The 17,136-nt window shown below is 69.9% G+C and carries 17 protein-coding genes; 9 read left to right on the forward strand and 8 right to left on the reverse strand.

Annotated features, from left to right (window positions below; all coding sequences use genetic code 11):
* Window positions 1-5 precede the first annotated feature (5 nt).
* The 8 genes from QTI68_RS12230 to QTI68_RS12265 all read right to left on the reverse strand — a co-directional run bounded on the left by QTI68_RS12230 (window position 6) and on the right by QTI68_RS12265 (window position 7,491).
* Window positions 6-719 carry a response regulator gene (locus QTI68_RS12230; protein ID WP_286521814.1) on the reverse strand — a complete coding sequence of 238 codons (714 nt, stop codon included), beginning with the start codon at window positions 717-719 and terminating at the stop codon, window positions 6-8.
* A gap of 123 nt (window positions 720-842) precedes the next feature.
* The gene (locus tag QTI68_RS12235) at window positions 843-2,468 is read right to left on the reverse strand and encodes an NAD(P)/FAD-dependent oxidoreductase (protein WP_286521815.1); all 1,626 of its coding nucleotides are present in this window, start codon (window positions 2,466-2,468) and stop codon (window positions 843-845) included.
* 5 nt (window positions 2,469-2,473) lie between these two features.
* On the reverse strand, window positions 2,474-3,307 hold the full coding sequence (locus tag QTI68_RS12240; RefSeq protein WP_286521816.1) for a beta-ketoacyl synthase chain length factor: 834 nt from the start codon (window positions 3,305-3,307) through the stop codon (window positions 2,474-2,476).
* On the reverse strand, window positions 3,304-4,482 hold the full coding sequence (locus QTI68_RS12245) for a beta-ketoacyl-[acyl-carrier-protein] synthase family protein (protein WP_286522264.1): 1,179 nt from the start codon (window positions 4,480-4,482) through the stop codon (window positions 3,304-3,306). Before QTI68_RS12245 ends, QTI68_RS12240 begins: the two co-directional genes overlap by 4 nt.
* A gap of 111 nt (window positions 4,483-4,593) precedes the next feature.
* Window positions 4,594-5,031, reverse strand: a complete 438-nt coding sequence (locus tag QTI68_RS12250; protein WP_286521817.1) for a type II toxin-antitoxin system VapC family toxin — start codon at window positions 5,029-5,031, stop codon at window positions 4,594-4,596.
* Window positions 5,028-5,348, reverse strand: coding sequence for a FitA-like ribbon-helix-helix domain-containing protein (locus QTI68_RS12255; protein ID WP_286521818.1), 321 nt, complete (start codon window positions 5,346-5,348; stop codon window positions 5,028-5,030). Before QTI68_RS12255 ends, QTI68_RS12250 begins: the two co-directional genes overlap by 4 nt.
* 24 nt (window positions 5,349-5,372) lie before the next feature.
* Window positions 5,373-6,758, reverse strand: a complete 1,386-nt coding sequence (locus QTI68_RS12260) for an AmpG family muropeptide MFS transporter (RefSeq protein WP_286521819.1) — start codon at window positions 6,756-6,758, stop codon at window positions 5,373-5,375.
* A 103-nt stretch (window positions 6,759-6,861) separates the two neighbouring features.
* Window positions 6,862-7,491 (reverse strand): DUF2652 domain-containing protein, encoded by a 630-nt coding sequence (locus QTI68_RS12265; protein WP_286521820.1) that lies wholly within the window; start codon window positions 7,489-7,491, stop codon window positions 6,862-6,864.
* Between the two features lie 168 nt (window positions 7,492-7,659).
* Here QTI68_RS12265 and atzF point away from each other — a divergent pair, with 168 nt between their 5' ends.
* The 9 genes from atzF (at window position 7,660) to QTI68_RS12310 (ending at window position 17,126) form a co-directional block, all read left to right on the forward strand.
* Complete coding sequence (gene atzF / locus QTI68_RS12270; RefSeq protein WP_503011660.1) at window positions 7,660-9,384, forward strand: allophanate hydrolase; 1,725 nt, start codon at window positions 7,660-7,662, stop codon at window positions 9,382-9,384.
* A 33-nt stretch (window positions 9,385-9,417) separates the two neighbouring features.
* Window positions 9,418-10,431, forward strand: coding sequence for an ABC transporter substrate-binding protein (locus tag QTI68_RS12275; protein WP_286521821.1), 1,014 nt, complete (start codon window positions 9,418-9,420; stop codon window positions 10,429-10,431).
* Between the two features lie 4 nt (window positions 10,432-10,435).
* The gene (locus QTI68_RS12280) at window positions 10,436-11,263 is read left to right on the forward strand and encodes an ABC transporter permease (protein ID WP_286521822.1); all 828 of its coding nucleotides are present in this window, start codon (window positions 10,436-10,438) and stop codon (window positions 11,261-11,263) included.
* Window positions 11,260-12,093: an ABC transporter ATP-binding protein gene (locus QTI68_RS12285; protein WP_286521823.1), complete on the forward strand. Its 834-nt coding sequence runs from the start codon at window positions 11,260-11,262 to the stop codon at window positions 12,091-12,093. Before QTI68_RS12280 ends, QTI68_RS12285 begins: the two co-directional genes overlap by 4 nt.
* A gap of 10 nt (window positions 12,094-12,103) precedes the next feature.
* Entirely contained in the window at window positions 12,104-12,310 is a 207-nt protein-coding gene (locus QTI68_RS12290) for a DUF4089 domain-containing protein (protein WP_286521824.1), read from the forward strand.
* On the forward strand, window positions 12,307-13,734 hold the full coding sequence (locus tag QTI68_RS12295) for an AtzE family amidohydrolase (RefSeq protein ID WP_286521825.1): 1,428 nt from the start codon (window positions 12,307-12,309) through the stop codon (window positions 13,732-13,734). The genes QTI68_RS12290 and QTI68_RS12295 overlap by 4 nt, the downstream gene beginning before the upstream one ends.
* Window positions 13,735-13,923: 189 nt before the next feature.
* Window positions 13,924-15,039: a BMP family ABC transporter substrate-binding protein gene (locus QTI68_RS12300; protein WP_286521826.1), complete on the forward strand. Its 1,116-nt coding sequence runs from the start codon at window positions 13,924-13,926 to the stop codon at window positions 15,037-15,039.
* Between the two features lie 31 nt (window positions 15,040-15,070).
* Window positions 15,071-16,150, forward strand: coding sequence for an ABC transporter permease (locus QTI68_RS12305; protein ID WP_286521827.1), 1,080 nt, complete (start codon window positions 15,071-15,073; stop codon window positions 16,148-16,150).
* Between the two features lie 55 nt (window positions 16,151-16,205).
* Window positions 16,206-17,126, forward strand: coding sequence for an ABC transporter permease (locus tag QTI68_RS12310; RefSeq protein ID WP_286521828.1), 921 nt, complete (start codon window positions 16,206-16,208; stop codon window positions 17,124-17,126).
* The last annotated feature ends 10 nt before the right edge of the window (window positions 17,127-17,136 follow it).

Here is a 17,136-nt window from a genome sequence, read left to right on the forward strand (position 1 = left end):
GCGCCCTAGTCCTGCTGCTTGGCGAAGACGTAGCCGACGCCGCGCACGGTGAGGATGCGCTTGGGGTTCTTGGCGTCGACCTCGATCGCGGCGCGGATGCGGCCCATGTGGACGTCGATCGAGCGGTCGAAGGCCTCGAGTTCGCGGCCGCGCACGGCCTCCATGATCTGGTCGCGGGTGAGCACGCGGCCGGCGCGCTCGGCCATCGCCACCAGCAGGTCGAACTGGTAGGAGGTGAGGTCGGCCGGCTCACCGGCGACCGTGACGCTGCGGGCGTTGCGATCGATGTCCAGCGAGCCGAAGTGCATGACGGCCGGGCCTTCGGCCTCGCTCGGGGTTTCGCCGCGGCGGCGCAGCACGGCGCGGATGCGCGCCAGCAGCTCGCGCGGCTCGAAGGGCTTGGGCAGGTAGTCGTCGGCGCCGATCTCCAGGCCGATGATGCGGTCCATCGGGTCGCCCTTGGCGGTCAGCATCAGCACCGACACCTTGGCCTGGCTGCCGGGCAGCGCACGAATGCGGCGGCAGACTTCGAGGCCGTCGGTGTCCGGCAGCATCAGGTCGAGGATCACCAGGTCGGGCGAGCGCTGCTGCAGCAGCTCGAGTCCGCTCGCGCCGTCGAGGGCATGCGCGAAACCGAAGCCCGACTGGGTCAGGTATTCGCCCACCATCTGCGCCAGGCGGGCGTCGTCTTCGATCATCAGGAGTTGGGGGGTGCTCATCGGTAGGTCTCCGTGCGGCGTGCCACGGTGGTTGTGCTCAGGTGGGTAGCTTGGTCCCACGCGGTCGCGTGGGCTTGAACGCTTCGTAAAGTTGGGTAAACCTTGGTGACGGCGGTTTCGTTTTCATGCGGGTGCAAACAGCAGCGTCTCGGTCTGCGTGCCCTCGGCCGCCGCAGGCGCCCGCGCCAGCAGGGCGGCCAGCGCCGCCCCGTCCAGGCCCGGATGGTCGCGCGTCGCGCGTCCGAGCAGCTCGACGGCCAGGGCCGTCAGCCGGTCGACCGACTGGTGCATGCGGCGCACGAAGGCGTCGTCGTCCAGCCGGTCGTTGAGGCTGCGGTTGAGCTCCGCGAACCACGGCAGCGCGGCGTGGTCGAGCATCACGGCCGGGTTGCGCCGATGGCTGACGGCCGACCAGGCGCGAAAGAAGGACTGCACCGCGAGGTTGAGCTGCTGGCAGTGCTGGAGCTCGTCGCGCACCCGCCCCAGCACGGGCAGGTCGGTGAGCCGCTGCTGGAAGAAGATCTGCGCCAGCACGCCCCAGTAGTAGGTGTAGTCCCAGATGACCTTGGCCGGCAGCACCTCCGGGTCGCCGAACAGCGGGTACTGGTCGGTGTAGAGCGCCAGCGTGCTCTCGTAGAACGAGTGGTAGATCTGGTCGTAGAGCCGGGCCCGGGCCTCCAGTGCATGGCCGGCGCGGTCGTGCGCGACCAGGTCGCAGATGTAGGTGTTGCCGAACGCGATGAAGTCGCTGCCCGGCGAATAGAAGGGATCGAGGAACAGCCCGGCCTCGCCGGTGAGCGCCCAGCGCCGGCCCGAGAACACCTGCTTGCAGCCGTACGAGAAGTTGCGCAGGAAGGCGAAGTCCTGCAGCAGGTGGCGCTTGTCGGCGAGCGCATCGTGCAGGCGCGGCTGCCAGGTCTCGAGCCACTGCATCGCGCGCTCGAAGCTGTCCATGCGTTCGAGCGGATGCAGCCGCGGGTCGGCCACGATGCCGACCGAATGCGAGCCCGAGGCCAGCGGGATCAGCCACACCCAGTAGCCGGCGCCGACCAGGTGGTTGGTCGACAGCCAGCGCGAACCGGGTTCGCAGCGTGCCCGCCAGCCGGGGTCGTCCGACCAGTCGTCGATCGCGATGCGTTCGCCGATGCGGAACCACACCGCGTTGCATTCGTGCGCGTTGGGCTGCTGCAGGCCGAGCTTGCGCTTGAGCATGCCGGCGCGGCCGCAGGCGTCGACCAGCCAGCGGGTGTGCAGCGCCTGCGTGCGCTCGCCGTCAGACCATTCGAGGCGGTGCGGCGCGCTGGCGTCGTCGGCCAGGTCGATGCGGCGCACGGTCGCGCCGTCGATGAAGCGCACGCCCTGGCGCGCGGCCTCCTCGGCCAGGAAGTTCTCGAAGATGCCGCGGTCGATCTGGTAGCTCGGCACCGAGAGGTAGCGGCTGGCGCCGATCTCGGTCACCTGGTCGATGTCGCGCCGGCCTTCGCTGAAGAAGAAGCGGAAGCCGAACTTGCGCAGCTGGGCGCCGTGCAGGTGCGGCTTGAGGCCGAGCACCGTGTCGAAGTAATGGGCCCCGATCTCGACCGAGGATTCGCCCACCTTGTGGGCCGCGTGCGGCACCGGATGGGCGCGCCGCTCGAGCACCACGACATCGATGCCGGGAAAGCGCTGGCGCAGCTGCAGCGCCAGCGTCAGCCCCGCCAGACCGCCGCCCATGATGGCGACGTCGTGCGCGGGGCGGCTCGGGTCCATGGCCGTCAGCTCAGCGCTTCGAGCTGGAGTTCGGGTTGCAGCTGGACCTGCAGCGACAGCGTGGCCGACAGCGGCAGCGTCAGCGATTCGGATTCGCCGCGCGCCAGTGCCTCGAACAGCGGCAGCGCGTCGGCCATCGCGTTGACCTGCAGCGCGCGCGCCGCGTCGCTGCGTACCGGCGTCGCCGGCTGCGCGCCGGCCGCCAGCGACCATTCGAAGGACGCCACGGTGCGCGCGCTGCGCGTCGGCGACAGCACCAGGGCCACGGCCAGCATCTCGCGGCTGGTGGTCACCGAGGCCAGCGCGCCCACCGCCGGCATGTCGTAGCCGGCCAGCAGCACGGCGCGGTGGTCGGCCGCGCACTGCGCCGCCGCCTCGAGCAGTCCCGAGGCGAAGCTGCTCTCGTAGGCGGCGAGCGAATTGCTGGCCGCCATGCAGCCGGTGCCGATGGTCCAGTAGCCGACCGCGGCGTTGTGCACCGAGTTGTGGAACTTGATCGGCGACAGCAGCAGCGGGTCGGCCGCCAGCGTGCCGCACATGTAGTCGTTGATGCCGAGGTCGCCGTGGGCCGAGGCGAAGACGCAGGGCAGGTCGGCCGGGTTGCGGCCGGAGGCCGCGACCGCGGCGCCCGCCACCTCGAGCGCCAGCGCCACCGTGTCGGGCGCACGGCGGCGCTCGGCCGGTGCCAGCAGCTGCGGCGATGGCCGCTTGGCCGGTGGGTCGGCCGGTGCACCGTCGCCGCGGAAGACTGCGCTGGCGATCTCCCAGCCCGGCAATGTCGCGGCCCAGAAGGCCGGGCCCTCGATGTAGAGCATAGGGGTCTTGGAGGTGGTGGTCATACTGCGGCTCCCTTGCCGAAGACCAGCGAGCAGTTGTTGCCGCCGAAGCCGAAGGAATTGCTCAGTGCATGGCGCACCTCGCCGCGGGCCGGCCGCAGCTTGATCTGCGGGCCGCACTCGGCGTCGAGCGTGGTGGTGTTGACGTTGCCCGGCTTGAGGCCGGTCTCGATCGCCAGCAGGCTGATCACGGCCTCGACGATCCCGGCCGCACCCAGCGTGTGGCCGGTGAAGCCCTTGGTCGAGCTGGCGTGCGTGGTGCCGGGAAAGCGGCGTGCCACCAGGGCCCCTTCGACCTCGTCGTTCTTGGTGCTGGCGGTGCCGTGCATGTTGATGTAGTCGATGGCGGCGGCGGCCAGGCCGGCGCGGGCCAGTGCATCGTCGAGCGCCTTTTCGGCGCCCAGGCCTTCGGGATGCGGGGTCGACATGTGATGGGCGTCGCTGGCCTCGCCGTAGCCCAGCAGTTCGAGCGGGCCGCGGCCGCGCTCGAGCAGCGCGAATCCCGCGGCTTCGCCGAGGCTGATGCCGTTGCGCGCGGCGTCGAAGGGCCGGCAGGGCTCGGGCGACACCAGTTCGAGGGAGTTGAAGCCGAACAGCACGCTGCCGCACAGCGTGTCGACGCCGCCGACCACGGCCGCGTCGACCAGGCCCAGGCGGATCAGCCGCTCGGCCGAGGCGAACACCTTGGCGCTGGACGAACAGGCGGTGGAGATCGTCTCGGACGGGCCTTCGAGGCCCAGCGCCTGCTGCACGAATAGCGAGAGCGAATGCGGCGTGTGCACCTTGGGGCGCTGCTGGTCGGCGGGGAAGGCGCCATCGGCCAGTTGCGTGTAGGCCAGCTCGGTCTCGCCGATGCTGGAGGTCGAAGTGCCGAGGATCAGCGCGATGCGGGTCGGGCCGTAGCGCTTGCGGGCGGCCGCGACCGCTTCCATGAAGCCGTCGGCCTGCAGGCCGAGCCAGGCGAGCCGGTTGTTGCGGCAATCCCAGGCGGCGAGTTCCTCGGGCAGGCGCAGTTCTTCGAGGCCGTCCACGCGGCCGATCCAGGTCGGCAGTGGCGAGGCGCCGAAGTCATTGGCCCGCAGGCCGCTGCGCGATTGCGCGAGCGCGTCGGCGAGGGCGGTCTTGCCCACACCGACGGCCGAGGTCGCGGTGAAGGCGCTGATCTTCAAGGGGGGGATGCGTGAAGGTGTCACGTTGGGCGGGGTGTGATGGCCAAAACACGACAGCCTACCAGCAGCACGGCGCCCACCGCAGTCGGCCAAGGCCTCGACCTTGCACCGCCGGGCGGTTCAGGGCAGGGCGCTCAGGTGCGCCTGCGCGGCGGCGGCGAGCTTGGCGTCGAAGGTGGCCAGCGGCGCCTTGAGCTCGGCTGCGAGCCAGAGGTAGGCGGCGTCATAAGCGGAAAGCTGATAGCGCACGGCCAGTTCGTACTGCGCGCCGAGATCGACGGGGTGCAGGTCGATGGCGTAGCCGGCGTAGTCGGCCAGCGCCAGCGCCAGGGAGTCGGCGGGCCAGGACTGCCGCCGCTTCTTGAGCGCGACGCTGACGATCTCGTGGTCGAGCAGGTTGGGCGCATGCAGCGCATGGCCGGCCAGGCGCGCCAGCGCGGCGTCGCGCGCCGGTTCATCGAACAAGATGGCAACGATCGCGCTGCAGTCCACCACCATCGGCGGGCGCAGGCGATAGGCGGCCGGCGGCTCGGCCACGTGAAGCGCAGGCGCGCTCAACGGGCGTCCCGGTCGGCGCGGACGATGTCGACCCCGAGCGGGCCGGCGTCGATCGGGGACGGGAAGCGGGCGCGGTGCTCGGCGGCGATCTGCTCGATCGGCTTGCCGCCGCGCCGCACGATGGCGCGGCCGCCCCAGCCCATGCCCACCTCCTGTGCCGGCGCGGATGCAGGCCGCGGCGCGTCATCCGCGTCGCGCACCGCCTGCTCGATGATCGCCATCAGTTCGCCCTGCAGCGAGCGATGGTTGCGGGCCGCGCGTTGACGCAGCCGCTCGGCCAGGTCATCCGGAACGTCCTTGACTGACAGGTTGGCCATGCAGTTCCCTCCAAATTGGAGCCATTATGGCGCCAATTCAGATCCTTGTGCGGGCGCCTGGTCGGCCGCCTTGCCGGCGGCCTTGCCGTTCGCGGCTGCTCGCGATGCCAGCGCCACCAGCACCAGCACCGGCAGCCCCAGCGCTGCGGTGCCGATGAAGAATGCCTTGTAGCCGAAGGCGTCGACGAAGACCCCCGAGTAGCCGGCGATGAATTTCGGCAGCAGCAGCATCAGCGAGCTGAAGAGGGCGTACTGGGTGGCCGAATAGCTGATGTTGGTCAGGCTCGACAGGTAGGCGATGAAGGCCGCCGAGGCGATGCCGCCGGCCAGGTTGTCGGCCGACACCACCAGCACCAGCGCCGTGAGGTCGTGCCCGCGCGAGGCCAGCCCGGCGAACAGGAGGTTGCTGGCGGCGCTCAGCACCGCGCCCAGCATCAGCACCCGCATCACCCCCAGGCGCATCGAGAGCACGCCGCCGACGAAGGCGCCGGCCAGCGTCATCACGACGCCATAGATCTTGCTGACCGTCGCGACCTCGTCCTTGGTGAAGCCCATGTCGACGTAGAAGGGGTTGGCCATGATGCCCATCACGACGTCGCTGATGCGGTAGACCGCGATCAGCGACAGGATCAGCGCCGCCTGCCAGCGATAGCGGCGGATGAAGTCGGCGAACGGCTCGATCAGTACGCTCTGCAGCCATTCGCCGGCGTTCTTCGGTTTCGGCAGCGCGACGCGCACCGGTTCGGGCGACAGCAGCACCGTGACGACCCCGATCGCCATCGATGCCGCCATGACGAGGTAGGCGGTCTTCCAGGCGCCGTTCTGGTAGCCCGCGAGGCCGGGCAGTTCGACCCAGGCAGCGACCCACAGCACGCCGGCGCCGGCCCAGATCATCGCCAGCCGGTAGCCGGTCTGGTAGCAGGCGGCCAGCGCGGCCTGCTTGCGGGTGGCGGCCGACTCGATGCGGAAGGCGTCCAGCGCGATGTCCTGGGTGGCCGAGCCGAAGGCCGTCAGCAGCGCGCACCAGACCAGCGGCGGCAGGCCGTCGCGCGGGTCGTTGAAGGCCATCCCGGCCAGGCCGGCGACCACCGCCAGCTGCGCCAGCAGCAGCCAGCCGCGACGGCGCCCGAGCAGGGTGGTCAGCGGCGGTATGGGCAGGCGGTCGACCAGCGGCGCCCAGACCCACTTGAAGCCGTAGGCGAGGCCGACCCAGCTCAGGAAGCCGATGGTCGAGCGGTCGACGCCGGCTTCGCGCAGCCGGAAGCTCAGCGTGCCCAGCACCAGCAGCAGCGGCAGGCCGGCCGAGAAGCCGAGCGCCAGCATGCGCAGCGAGGCGGGTTCGAGATAGACCTTGAGCGCATCGCGCCAGGGCAGGGAAGGAGGGGCTTCGGCAGCCTGGGGTGCGGACATTCGGTGGCGGAGGTTGAGGCCTCGCATTATTCCCGCATGCGCGGGGGCGGCTGCGGGACCGAAGCCTTTCTCCGGTGGGCCTTCGCGCCTGGCGAAGCGCTTTTCATGTGGGGGAAGCGGTGACCGTGGCCTTCGCCTCGGCCAGGTACGGCGCCATCGAATGGTGCCGATACGCCACTTCCCCGATCTCGTCGTAGCTGCAGTTCCCGCACTGGAATGACGAGGTCGTCGCGGTGCCGTCGGCCAGCTGGTTCAGCGTCTCCTCGCTCACCAGCAGGTACTCGGACTCGGGCACCTGATTCTTCAACAGCCGGTGCGCGACGATGATGCTCTTGCCGATGAATTTCGAATGTCCCTTGACCTGCATGGTCCTGGCCGGCCCGAAATGGGCGACGAACTTGAGCGACAGGCAATGGACGCTGGAACACGCGCCGCACGTGCAGGTGCGCATGATCTCGATCCGCTTGATGTGTGAATGGAAGTCCACGAACATCTTCCGTGCCTGCGCCAGAAGCTCGTCCAGCGATGGCGGCGCGCCGGGACGAACGAACAGCACCGCATCGCCTTCGAACTCGGACACCTCCAGCCCGAGCTGGTTGGCGTCCACGATCAGCTCCAGCAGTTCCTGGATGATGTGCTGGCTATGGCTCACTTCGGTCTCGGTCACGAACTTCGTGAAACCGCTGATGTCCGGGATGAAGAAGAGCACGTTGTCGGGATTTGCTGTCGCCACGCTCGCTCCAAGGATTTGCGTCATCGCATTCAACCACGCGCCCACGCGGGGCAGGCACGGCCACCACAAGACCCCGAAGGCAGCCCCGTCTAAGGTTGCCGCGCGCCTACGGCGGCTGCGGCTGGCACATCCTTTGCAAGGCATCTTGTACACAAGACAGGATGCTTGATGATGGTGCATGAACAGGCGGTGCGCCCGGGCGATGCCGGGCCGCGGGTGGAAGGACGGGCGAGCGCGGCGTGGATCACGCGGCTCGCGTCGCCGCTGGCCGGTGCCGGCGCGGGGCCGCTGGCCGGCCTGCGCTTTGCCGCCAAGGACAACATCGACGTCGCCGGCGTGCCGACCACGGCCGCCTGCCTGGCTTTCGCCCGCACGCCGACGGCCCACGCCCACGTGGTGCAGCGCCTGCTCGACGCCGGTGCGTCGCTGCTCGGCAAGACCAACCTCGACCAGTTCGCCTGCGGCCTGAACGGCACCCGTTCGCCCTACGGGCCGGTGCCCAACAGCTTCGATCCGCGCTATGTCTCGGGCGGGTCGAGTTCGGGGTCGGCCTATGTGGTGGCCACCGCGCAGGCCGACTTCGCGCTCGGCACCGACACCGCGGGCTCGGGCCGGGTGCCGGCCGGTCTCAACAACATCGTCGGCATCAAGCCTTCGCGCGGCCTGCTCAGCGCCCGCGGCGTGGTGCCGGCGGCGCAGAGCGTCGATTGCGTCTCGATCTTCGCCCGCACGGTGGCGGTGGCGGCACGGGTGCTGCAGGCGGCGATGGGCTTCGACCCCGAGGACCCCTACGGCCGCAGCCTGGCGCTCGCCACCGCGCCGCTGCCCGCGGGCTTCCGCTTCGGCGTGCCTTCGACGCTGAACTTCTTCGGCGATACGCTGTCGCGGGCGGCCTTCGAACAGGCCATCGGCCAGTTGTGCGCGCTCGGCGGCGAACCGATCGAAATCGACTATGCGCCGCTGGCCGAAGCCGCGGCCCTGCTCTACGACAGTGCGCTGGTGGCCGAGCGCTACGCCGCGGTGCGCGATTTCTTCGACACCCACGAGGCCGAGGTGGTGGAGCCGGTGCGCAGCATCCTCGCGCAAGGCCGCCGCTACAGCGCCGCCGATTTCGTCACCGCCCGCACCCGGCTGCAGGCGCTCGGCCAGCAGGCCGCGGCGATGTGGAACGACATCGACGTGCTGGCGGTGCCGACGGCGCCGGCCCACTACACGATCGAGGCGATGCAGGCCGACCCGGTGGTGCTCAATCGCAACCTGGGCGAATACACCAACTTCGTGAACCTGCTCGACTACGCGGCGATCTCGGTGCCGGCCAGCCTGCGCGCCGACGGCCTGCCCTTCGGCATCACGCTGATCGGCCGCGCCGGCAGCGACTTCCAGCTGGCCGAGCTGGGCCAGCGCTTCCATCACGCCACCGGGCTGCCGCTCGGCGCGACCCGCGAGCCGCTGCCGGCGATCGAGCCGCTGCCGCTGATCGCGGCGCCGCCGACCGTGCAGGTCGCGGTGGTCGGCGCCCACCTGTCGGGCATGCCGCTCAACAGCCAGCTCACAGAGCGCGGCGCCCGGCTGATCGCCGCCACCCACACCTCGCCCGACTACCGCCTCTATGCGTTGCCAGGCACCGTGCCGCCCAAGCCCGGCCTGCTGCGCGTGGCGGCCGGCGAGGGCGCGGCGATCGCGCTCGAGATCTGGGAGATGCCGCTCGCGCACTACGGCAGCTTCGTCGCCCTGATCCCGGCGCCGCTCGGCATCGGCAGCCTGCGGCTGGCCGACGGCCGCAGCGTCCAGGGCTTCGTCTGCGAGGCGCTGGCGGTGGCCGGCGCCGACGACATCACCGCGCTCGGCGGCTGGCGCGCCTACATCGCGGCGCGCAGCGCAGCGCCGACCTGAATCTCTTCCTCAATCTTTCATCCGGAGTACGCCATGGCCCTCAGCAAGAAACCCCTGACCCTCGCCGCCCCGGCCTCGCGGCGACAGCTGCTGCAGGCCGGCGCGGCCGGCCTGGCCGTGCTCGCCGCGCCTGCGATCGTGCGGGCCCAGGGCGCGCCGAAGATCCGCATTGGCTACTGGCCGATCGCGGCCGGCCTGCCTTTCTACTCGGCCGTCGAACTGGGCTACTTCAAGGCCGCAGGCCTCGACGTCGAGGTGCAGCGCTACGCCGGCGCGCAACAGATCATGGAGGCGATGCTGGCCGACCGCTGCGACGGCAGCGCCAACGGCACCGGCTCGGCCAACATCGCGATCGGCGAGATCGCCGCGCCGGGCAGCTTCAAGATCTTCTGCTCCAACCCCAGCAACGTGAAGAACGTGCTCGACCAGGTGCTGGTGCCGACCGCCAGCACCGCCAAGGTCATGGCCGACCTCAAGGGCAAGCGGGTCGCCTCGGGCCCGGGCATCCAGAACGTGACGCTGGCCAAGGCGGTGCTCGAGCGCGGCGGCGCCACTGGCGCCACGGTGGTCGAGCTCCCGATCGGCCAGCACGTGGCGGCGCTCGCCGCCGGCCAGGTCGACGGCTGCTACACGCTGGAACCGACCGGCACCATCGGCCGCCTCAACGGCAGCACGCGGGTGCTCGAGGCCGGGGTGATCGCCAAGTACGTGCTGGGCGATCCGATGGCGCCGTGGTTCGGCGGCTCGGCCTCGCTGACCTCGGCGCTGATCAAGAAGAACCCCGAGGCGGCGAAGAAGTTCATCGGCGCCTACGGCCAGGGCGTGGCCTTCGTGCGCAGCAAGCCGGCCGAGGCGCGCCAGTACCTCAAGGGCTACACCGCGATCGAGGGCCCGCTGACCGGCGAGGTGCCGCTGGCGGCCTACACCATGTACAACGAGTTCACACAAGGCGACATCGCCTACTTCCAGAAGTTCTTCGACCTGTTCTCGGACAAGGGCATCTTCTCGTCGCGCCTGATGGTCGACTCGATGCTCTACAAGGGCTGAGGTCATGAGCACGCCTTCATCAGCGGCGCCCTGGTCGCCTCCGGCTGCAAATGCTGCCGCCTCCGCGCCGCCGCGCGAGTCGCACTGGGTCAAGGCGCTGCCCTTCATCGGCCCGGTGGTGCTGTTCATCGTCTGGGACCTGGTGGTGCGCTTCGGGCTCATCAAGGCCATCTTGCTGCCGATGCCGGGCGACACGCTGGTCACGCTGCTGTCGGGCCTGGCCGGCGGCGCCCTGCTGGGCGACTTCGCGGTCACGGTCTGGCGCACGCTGCAGGCCTTCCTGATCGCCGCCGTCGTCGGCGTACCGCTGGGCGTGCTGCTCGGCAGCAACGAGCGGGCCTACCGCAGCGTCGAATTCCTGATCGACTTCTTCCGCTCCACGCCCTCGTCGGCGCTGATTCCCCTGTTCCTCATGATCTTCGGCGTCTCGGACGTCAACAAGGTGGCGATCGCGGCCTTCGGCGCCTTGCTGATCGTGGTCTTCAACAGCGCCTACGGCGTGATGAACGCGCGCAAGCAGCGGGTCATGGCGGCCAAGGTGATGGGTGCATCGCGCTGGCAGATCTTCCGCGACGTGCTGGTCTGGGAAAGCCTGCAGCCGACCTTCGTCGGCCTGCGCTCGGCGGTCTCGATGGCGCTGGTGATCGTGATCGTGGCCGAGATGTTCATCGGCTCCGACAGCGGCCTCGGCCATCGCATCATCAACTCGCAGCAGGTGATGAACGTCAAGGACATGTACGCCTCGATCATCGCGGCGGGCGCGCTCGGCTATGCGCTCAACATTCTTTTCCTCGTGGCCGAGCGCCGCATCGTGCACTGGAGCGGAAGATGAGAGCAGCCGTAGAGAACGTCATCAACGGCCCGGTCTATGCCGACGTGCCGAAGCCGGCCTTCGTTCCGGGCCCTGCCGGCACCCACATCACGATCCGCGGGCTGACCAAGTACTTCGCCGGCTGGCCGCTGTACGAGAACTTCGACCTCGACATCCCGAAGCAGAAGATCGTCTCGGTGTTCGGCCCCAACGGCTGCGGCAAGTCGACCCTGATCAACATGATCGCCGGCCTGATCCCGATCGATTCGGGCGAGATCCTGTTCGACGGCAAGTCGCTCAAGGACACCAAGATCGGCTACGTGTTCCAGAACTACCGCGAGGCGATGTTCCCGTGGATGCGGACCATCGACAACATCGCCTACCCGCTGAAGCTCGAAGGCCGCTCCAAGGCCGAGGTCGATCGCCGCATGGAGGAACTGGTGGCCTCCTTCGACGTCAAGTTCGACCTCAAGCGCTACCCCTACGAGCTGTCGGGCGGCCAGCAGCAGACGGCATCGATCATGCGGGCGCTGGCGCCCAACCCCGAGGTGCTGTTCCTCGACGAGCCCTTCTCGGCGCTCGACTTCGAGATGACCCTCTTCATCCGCGAGAAGCTGCAGGAGGTGTTCATGAAGACCGGCACCACGATGCTGCTGGTGTCGCACGACCTCGAGGAAGCGGTCTACCTCGCCGACCAGGTGCTGCTGCTGACCAAGCGGCCGACCAAGGTGGCCGAGATCCTCGACTACCGCGACCAGCGCCCGCGCACGCTCGAGACCTTGAGCTCCGCCAGCTTCGTGGCCATGAAGAAACTCAGCCTGGAAATCTTCCAGCGCGAAGTACGCCGCTAGGAGGTCCGCCATGACACCTTCGGAGATCGAAGCCTATGTCGATGCATCGGCGGCCGCGCTCGGCCTGAAGCTCAGGTCCGACCACCGGCCCGGCGTGCTGCGCTACTTCGCGCTGGCGGCCGAGTTCGCCGCGCTGGTCGATGCCGTGCCGCTCAGCGAGCGCGACGAGCCGGCGCTGAGTTTTGCGCCGGTGTCGCCGCGGGAGAAAGAGCAATGAGCGCATCTGATCTGCTGCGCCAGGATGCTTGCGCGATGGCCGCCGCGGTCCGCAGCAACGCGGTCAGCGCGGTGGCGCTGGTGCAGGCCAGCCTGGACCGCATCGAGGCCACCGATCGCCGCGTCAACGCCTTCACCGCGGTGCTGCGCGAGCGGGCGCTTCGGCGCGCCGCGCAGGTCGATGCCTCGCTGGCCTCTGCCAACGGACCGCGAACGCGCGAACTGCCTCTGCTGGGCGTGCCCTTCGCGGTCAAGAACCTGTTCGATATCGCCGGACTCGCGACCCTCGCGGGCTCCAAGATCGAACGCGGGCACACGCCTCCGCGCGACGACGCGGCGCTGGTGCGACGGCTCGAGAGCGCCGGCGCGGTGCTGGTCGGCGCGCTCAACATGGACGAGTACGCCTACGGCTTCACGACCGAGAACAGCCACGTCGGCCCCTGCCACAACCCGCACGACCTGACCCGCATCGCGGGTGGCTCGTCGGGCGGTTCGGGCGCCGCGGTCGCTGCCGGCCAGGTGCCGCTCACGCTGGGCTCCGACACCAACGGCTCGATCCGCGTGCCGTCGTCGCTGTGCGGCGTGTTCGGGCTCAAGCCCACGTTCGGGCGGCTGCCGCGCACCGGCAGCTTCCCGTTCGTCTCCAGCCTCGACCACCTGGGGCCGTTCGCGCGTTCGGCACGCGACCTGGCCCTGGCCTACGACGCGATGCAGGGCCCCGAGGGCCGCGGCCCGCACGACCCCGGCTGCGCGCAGCGGGCGGCCGAGCCGGTCGCCGCGGCGCTGGCGCTGGGCACGCAGGGCCTGCGGATCGGCGTGCTCGGCGGCTACTTCCGCCAGCATGCCCAGCCCGAGGCGCTGACCGCGGTCGATGCCGTGGCCCAGGCGCTGGGCGCCAGCCGCACGGTCGAGTTGCCGATGGTCGAGGCCGGCCGGGCCGCGGCCTTCCTGATCACCAACTCCGAAGGCGCGGCGCTGCACCTGCCCGACCTGCGCCGCCGCGCGCCGGACTTCGAGCCGCTGTCGCGCGACCGCTTCCTGGCCGGCGCGCTGCTGCCGGCCGCCTGGGTGGCGCGCGCGCAGCGGGTGCGGCGGCTCTATGCCGAGCAGGTGGCGCGGGTGTTCGAGCAGTACGACGTCCTGCTGGCCGCCGCGACGCCCTCGGCGGCGACGCCGATCGGCGCCGAGTTTTTCGAGATCAACGGCCACCGGCTGCCGGTGCGGCCCAACATGGGCCTGCTGACCCAGCCGATCTCGTGCATCGGCCTGCCGGTGTGCGCGGTGCCGGTCTGGGGCGCCCACCCCGACCTGCCGATCGGGGTGCAGGTGATCGCCGCGCCATGGCGCGAAGACCTGGTGCTGCGGGTGGCCGCGGCGCTCGAATCCGCGGGGCTCGTGCATGCGCCCGTGGCGGCGCTGGCCTGACATGCGAAGCGCCCCGCGAGCACAAAGACGGGGCGCCGGGGCCGCAGTGGCGAGCGCGCCGCACAAGGCTGGCGCGCCGCAGGCCGATTTGGCCGCCAAAGCGCTGGTACGGTTTATGCACACCATCTTGTATCCAAGACAGGACATCCCGGCCCCCTGATTCCTCACCCATCACCTGGAGTAAGCACCATGAGCCAGTTCAACCGTCGCGATTCCCTCAAGTCCCTGGCCGCCCTGGCCTCCGCCACCACGCTGGGCGGCTGGAGCGCGCTGGCCAACGCCCAGAAGCCGCTGACCGTCGGCGTGATCTACGTCGGCCCGCGCGACGACTACGGCTACAACCAGTCGCATGCGCTGGCGGCGGCCGAGCTCAAGAAGATGCCGGGCCTCAAGGTGGTAGAGGAAGAGAACGTGCCCGAGACCGCGGCGGTGCAGAAGACCATGACCGGGATGATTTCGCAGGACGGCGCCAAGCTGCTGTTCCCGACCTCGTTCGGCTACTTCGATCCGCACATCCTGGCCGTGGCGCCGAAGAATCCCGATGTCCGCTTCTCGCACTGCGGCGGCATGTGGACCGAGGGCAAGCACCCGAAGAACGTCGGCAGCTTCTTCGGCTACATCGACGAGTGCCAGTTCCTCAATGGCGTGATCGCCGGCCACATGACCAAGAGCAACAAGATCGCCTTCGTCGCCGCCAAGCCGATCCCGCAGGTGCTGCGCAACATCAACGCCTTCACGCTCGGTGCGCGCTCGGTCAAGCCGGGCATCACCTGCAGCGTGATCTTCACGGGCGACTGGTCGATGGCGGTGAAGGAGGCCGAGGCCACCAACAGCCTGGCCGACCAGGGCTGCGACGTGTTCACGATGCACGTGGACGGCCCCAAGGTGGTGGTCGAGACGGCCGCCAAGCGCGGCAAGATGGTCTGCGGCTACCACGCCAGCCAGGCCAAGCTCGCGCCCAATGCCTACCTGACCGGCGCCGAATGGAACTGGATCACGGCCTACAAGACCATCGTCGACGCGGCCCAGGCTGACAAGCCGCATCCGAACTTCCTGCGCGGCGGCCTCAAGGAAGGCTACGTGAAGATGTCGCCCTACGGCGCCATGGTGACCGACGCGGCGAAGAAGAACGCCGACGACATCAAGGCCAAGATGCTGGCGGGCAGCTTCGACATCTTCACCGGCGGGCTGAAGGACAACAAGGGCGTGGTCGTGATCCCGGCCGGCAAGGCGCTCAAGCAGACCGACCTCGAGCTCGAGAAGATGAACTACCTCGTCGAAGGCGTGGTGGGTTCGGTCGGCTGACCGGCGACCGCCTTCAACCCGCGAGCCGACGATGCGCAACGCATTGAAAGAGATCGCGCTGCCGGTGTTCGCCATCGCGGCGGCACTGCTGCTCTTCGGCGTCTTCGTCTGGTTCGCCGGCGTGAGTCCGCTGGAGGTCTGGGTCATCCTCTTCAAGGGAGCCTTCGGCGACTGGTTCTCGTGGCAGAACACGCTGCAGCGCGCCGCGCCGCTGATGCTGACCGCGCTGTGCGTCGCGATTCCGGCGCGCGCCGGGCTGGTGATCATCGGTGGCGAGGGCGCGCTGGTGCTCGGCGGGCTGGCCGCCGCGGCGCTGCCCTACGCGCTGCCGCTGCCCGCGAACCTCGTCGGCACGCTGGCCCTGTGCGTGGCCGGCGCCATGGCCGGCGCCGCCTGGATCGCGCTGGCGGGCTGGCTGCGCCAGTACCGCGGCATCAACGAGACCATCAGCAGCCTGCTGCTCGCCTACATCGCGATCGGGCTCTTCAAGCACCTGGTCGAGGGCGTGCTGCGCGATCCGGCCAGCCTCAACAAGCCGGCCACGCGCTCGATCGCCGAAGGGCTCGGGATCGGCGGCATCGGCGGCTCCGACGTGCATTGGGGGCTGCTGATCGGCATCGTCGCCTGCCTGGTCTCCGGTCTTTGGCTGCGCGCCACCGCATCGGGCTTCTCGGTGCGGGTGGTCGGCGGCAATCCGCGCACTGCGCAGCTGGTGGGCCTGCCGGCCAGCGGGCTGATCCTGGCCGCCTGCGGGATCGGCGGTGCCTGCGCGGGCGTCGCCGGTGCGGTCGAGGTGGCGGCGGTGCACACCAACGCCAACGCGTCGCTGATCGCGGGCTACGGCTATGCCGGCATCCTGGTGTCCTTCATTGCACGCCACAACCCGGTGGCGGTGATCCCGGTGGCGATCCTGTTCGGCGGCTTCGGCGCCGCGGGCAGCCTGCTGCAGCGCCGGCTGGGCCTGCCCGATGCCTCGGTGCTGGTGCTGCAGGGCATGGCCTTCGTACTGATCCTCGCGAGCGAAGGGCTGCGCATGATCGACTGGAAGACGCTGCTGAAGAACCGCATGCCGCGCGCCGTGCAGCCGCGCATGACCAAGGAGCCCGCATGAGACGCCGGGCCGCTCCCAAGTCGAATACCGCAGCGCGCAGCGCGGAGGTTGCACCATGACCGCCGACCAGTGGATCGCGCTCGTGGCGGGCATCGTCGGCGGCGCCTTGCGGGTCGGCGCGCCTTTTCTCTTCGTCAGCCTCGGCGAGTGTCTGACCGAGAAGTCCGGCCGCATCAACCTCGGCCTCGAAGGCGTGCTGGTGCTCTCGGCGATGGCCTCCTTCGGCGGCGCCTGGCTCACCGGCTCGGCCTGGCTCGGCGTGCTGATCGGCGGCGCCGCGGGCGCGCTGCTCGCGCTGCTCCACGGCCTCTTGTGCTCGCTCGACCGCGTCAACGACGTCGCCACCGGCATCGCGCTGATGCTGTTCGGCACCGGCCTGGCCTTCTATCTCGGCAAGCCGCTGATCCAGCCGCAGGCGCCGCAGCTGCCGGCGATCCCGCTCGGCGACTGGAGCGACAACCCGGTGATCCGTTCGGCGCTGCAGGTCAACTCGCTGGTGCCGGTCGGCATCGTGCTGGCGGTGTTCCTGTGGTGGGGCTTCGCGCGCACCCGCGCCGGCCTGCTGGTGCGCATGGCCGGCGATTCGGCCAATGCGACGCGGGCGCTCGGCTACTCGGTGGCCGGACTGCGCATCGCGGCCACCACCGCGGGCGGCTTCATCGCCGGACTCGGCGGCGCCTCGCTCACGCTGTTCTATCCCGGCAGCTGGAACGAGGGCATATCGAGCGGGCAAGGCCTGATCGCGGTGGCGCTGGTGATCTTCGCGCGCTGGAGCCCGCTGCGCTGCATCGGCGCGGCGCTGCTGTTCGGCGGCGCCGGGGCGATCGGGCCGGCCCTGCAATCGATCGGCGTCGGCTGGGGCTACCACCTCTTCAACACCGTGCCCTATGTGCTCACGCTGGTGATCCTGGTGCTGACCTGCAAGCCGGGCAGCGTGGCGGTCGGCAGCCCGGGCGAACTCTCGTCCACACGATGAACAAGCAAGG

Origin of the sequence: Variovorax sp. J31P207, from assembly GCF_030316965.1 — a bacterium.
Classification (GTDB): Bacteria; Pseudomonadota; Gammaproteobacteria; order Burkholderiales; family Burkholderiaceae_C; genus Variovorax; species Variovorax ginsengisoli_B.

What these genes read in the sequence shown, in the direction of transcription:
- QTI68_RS12295 (WP_286521825.1), top strand. Translation starts at nt 12,307, where the DNA reads ATGAGCGCATCTGATCTGCTGCGCCAGGATGCTTGCGCGATGGCCGCC.
- QTI68_RS12240 (WP_286521816.1), bottom strand. Translation starts at nt 3,307, where the DNA reads ATGACCACCACCTCCAAGACCCCTATGCTCTACATCGAGGGCCCGGCC.
- QTI68_RS12285 (WP_286521823.1), top strand. Translation starts at nt 11,260, where the DNA reads ATGAGAGCAGCCGTAGAGAACGTCATCAACGGCCCGGTCTATGCCGAC.
- atzF (WP_503011660.1), top strand. Translation starts at nt 7,660, where the DNA reads ATGATGGTGCATGAACAGGCGGTGCGCCCGGGCGATGCCGGGCCGCGG.
- QTI68_RS12305 (WP_286521827.1), top strand. Translation starts at nt 15,071, where the DNA reads ATGCGCAACGCATTGAAAGAGATCGCGCTGCCGGTGTTCGCCATCGCG.
- QTI68_RS12300 (WP_286521826.1), top strand. Translation starts at nt 13,924, where the DNA reads ATGAGCCAGTTCAACCGTCGCGATTCCCTCAAGTCCCTGGCCGCCCTG.
- QTI68_RS12230 (WP_286521814.1), bottom strand. Translation starts at nt 719, where the DNA reads ATGAGCACCCCCCAACTCCTGATGATCGAAGACGACGCCCGCCTGGCG.
- QTI68_RS12290 (WP_286521824.1), top strand. Translation starts at nt 12,104, where the DNA reads ATGACACCTTCGGAGATCGAAGCCTATGTCGATGCATCGGCGGCCGCG.
- QTI68_RS12255 (WP_286521818.1), bottom strand. Translation starts at nt 5,348, where the DNA reads ATGGCCAACCTGTCAGTCAAGGACGTTCCGGATGACCTGGCCGAGCGG.
- QTI68_RS12310 (WP_286521828.1), top strand. Translation starts at nt 16,206, where the DNA reads ATGACCGCCGACCAGTGGATCGCGCTCGTGGCGGGCATCGTCGGCGGC.
- QTI68_RS12275 (WP_286521821.1), top strand. Translation starts at nt 9,418, where the DNA reads ATGGCCCTCAGCAAGAAACCCCTGACCCTCGCCGCCCCGGCCTCGCGG.
- QTI68_RS12280 (WP_286521822.1), top strand. Translation starts at nt 10,436, where the DNA reads ATGAGCACGCCTTCATCAGCGGCGCCCTGGTCGCCTCCGGCTGCAAAT.
- QTI68_RS12260 (WP_286521819.1), bottom strand. Translation starts at nt 6,758, where the DNA reads ATGTCCGCACCCCAGGCTGCCGAAGCCCCTCCTTCCCTGCCCTGGCGC.
- QTI68_RS12235 (WP_286521815.1), bottom strand. Translation starts at nt 2,468, where the DNA reads ATGGACCCGAGCCGCCCCGCGCACGACGTCGCCATCATGGGCGGCGGT.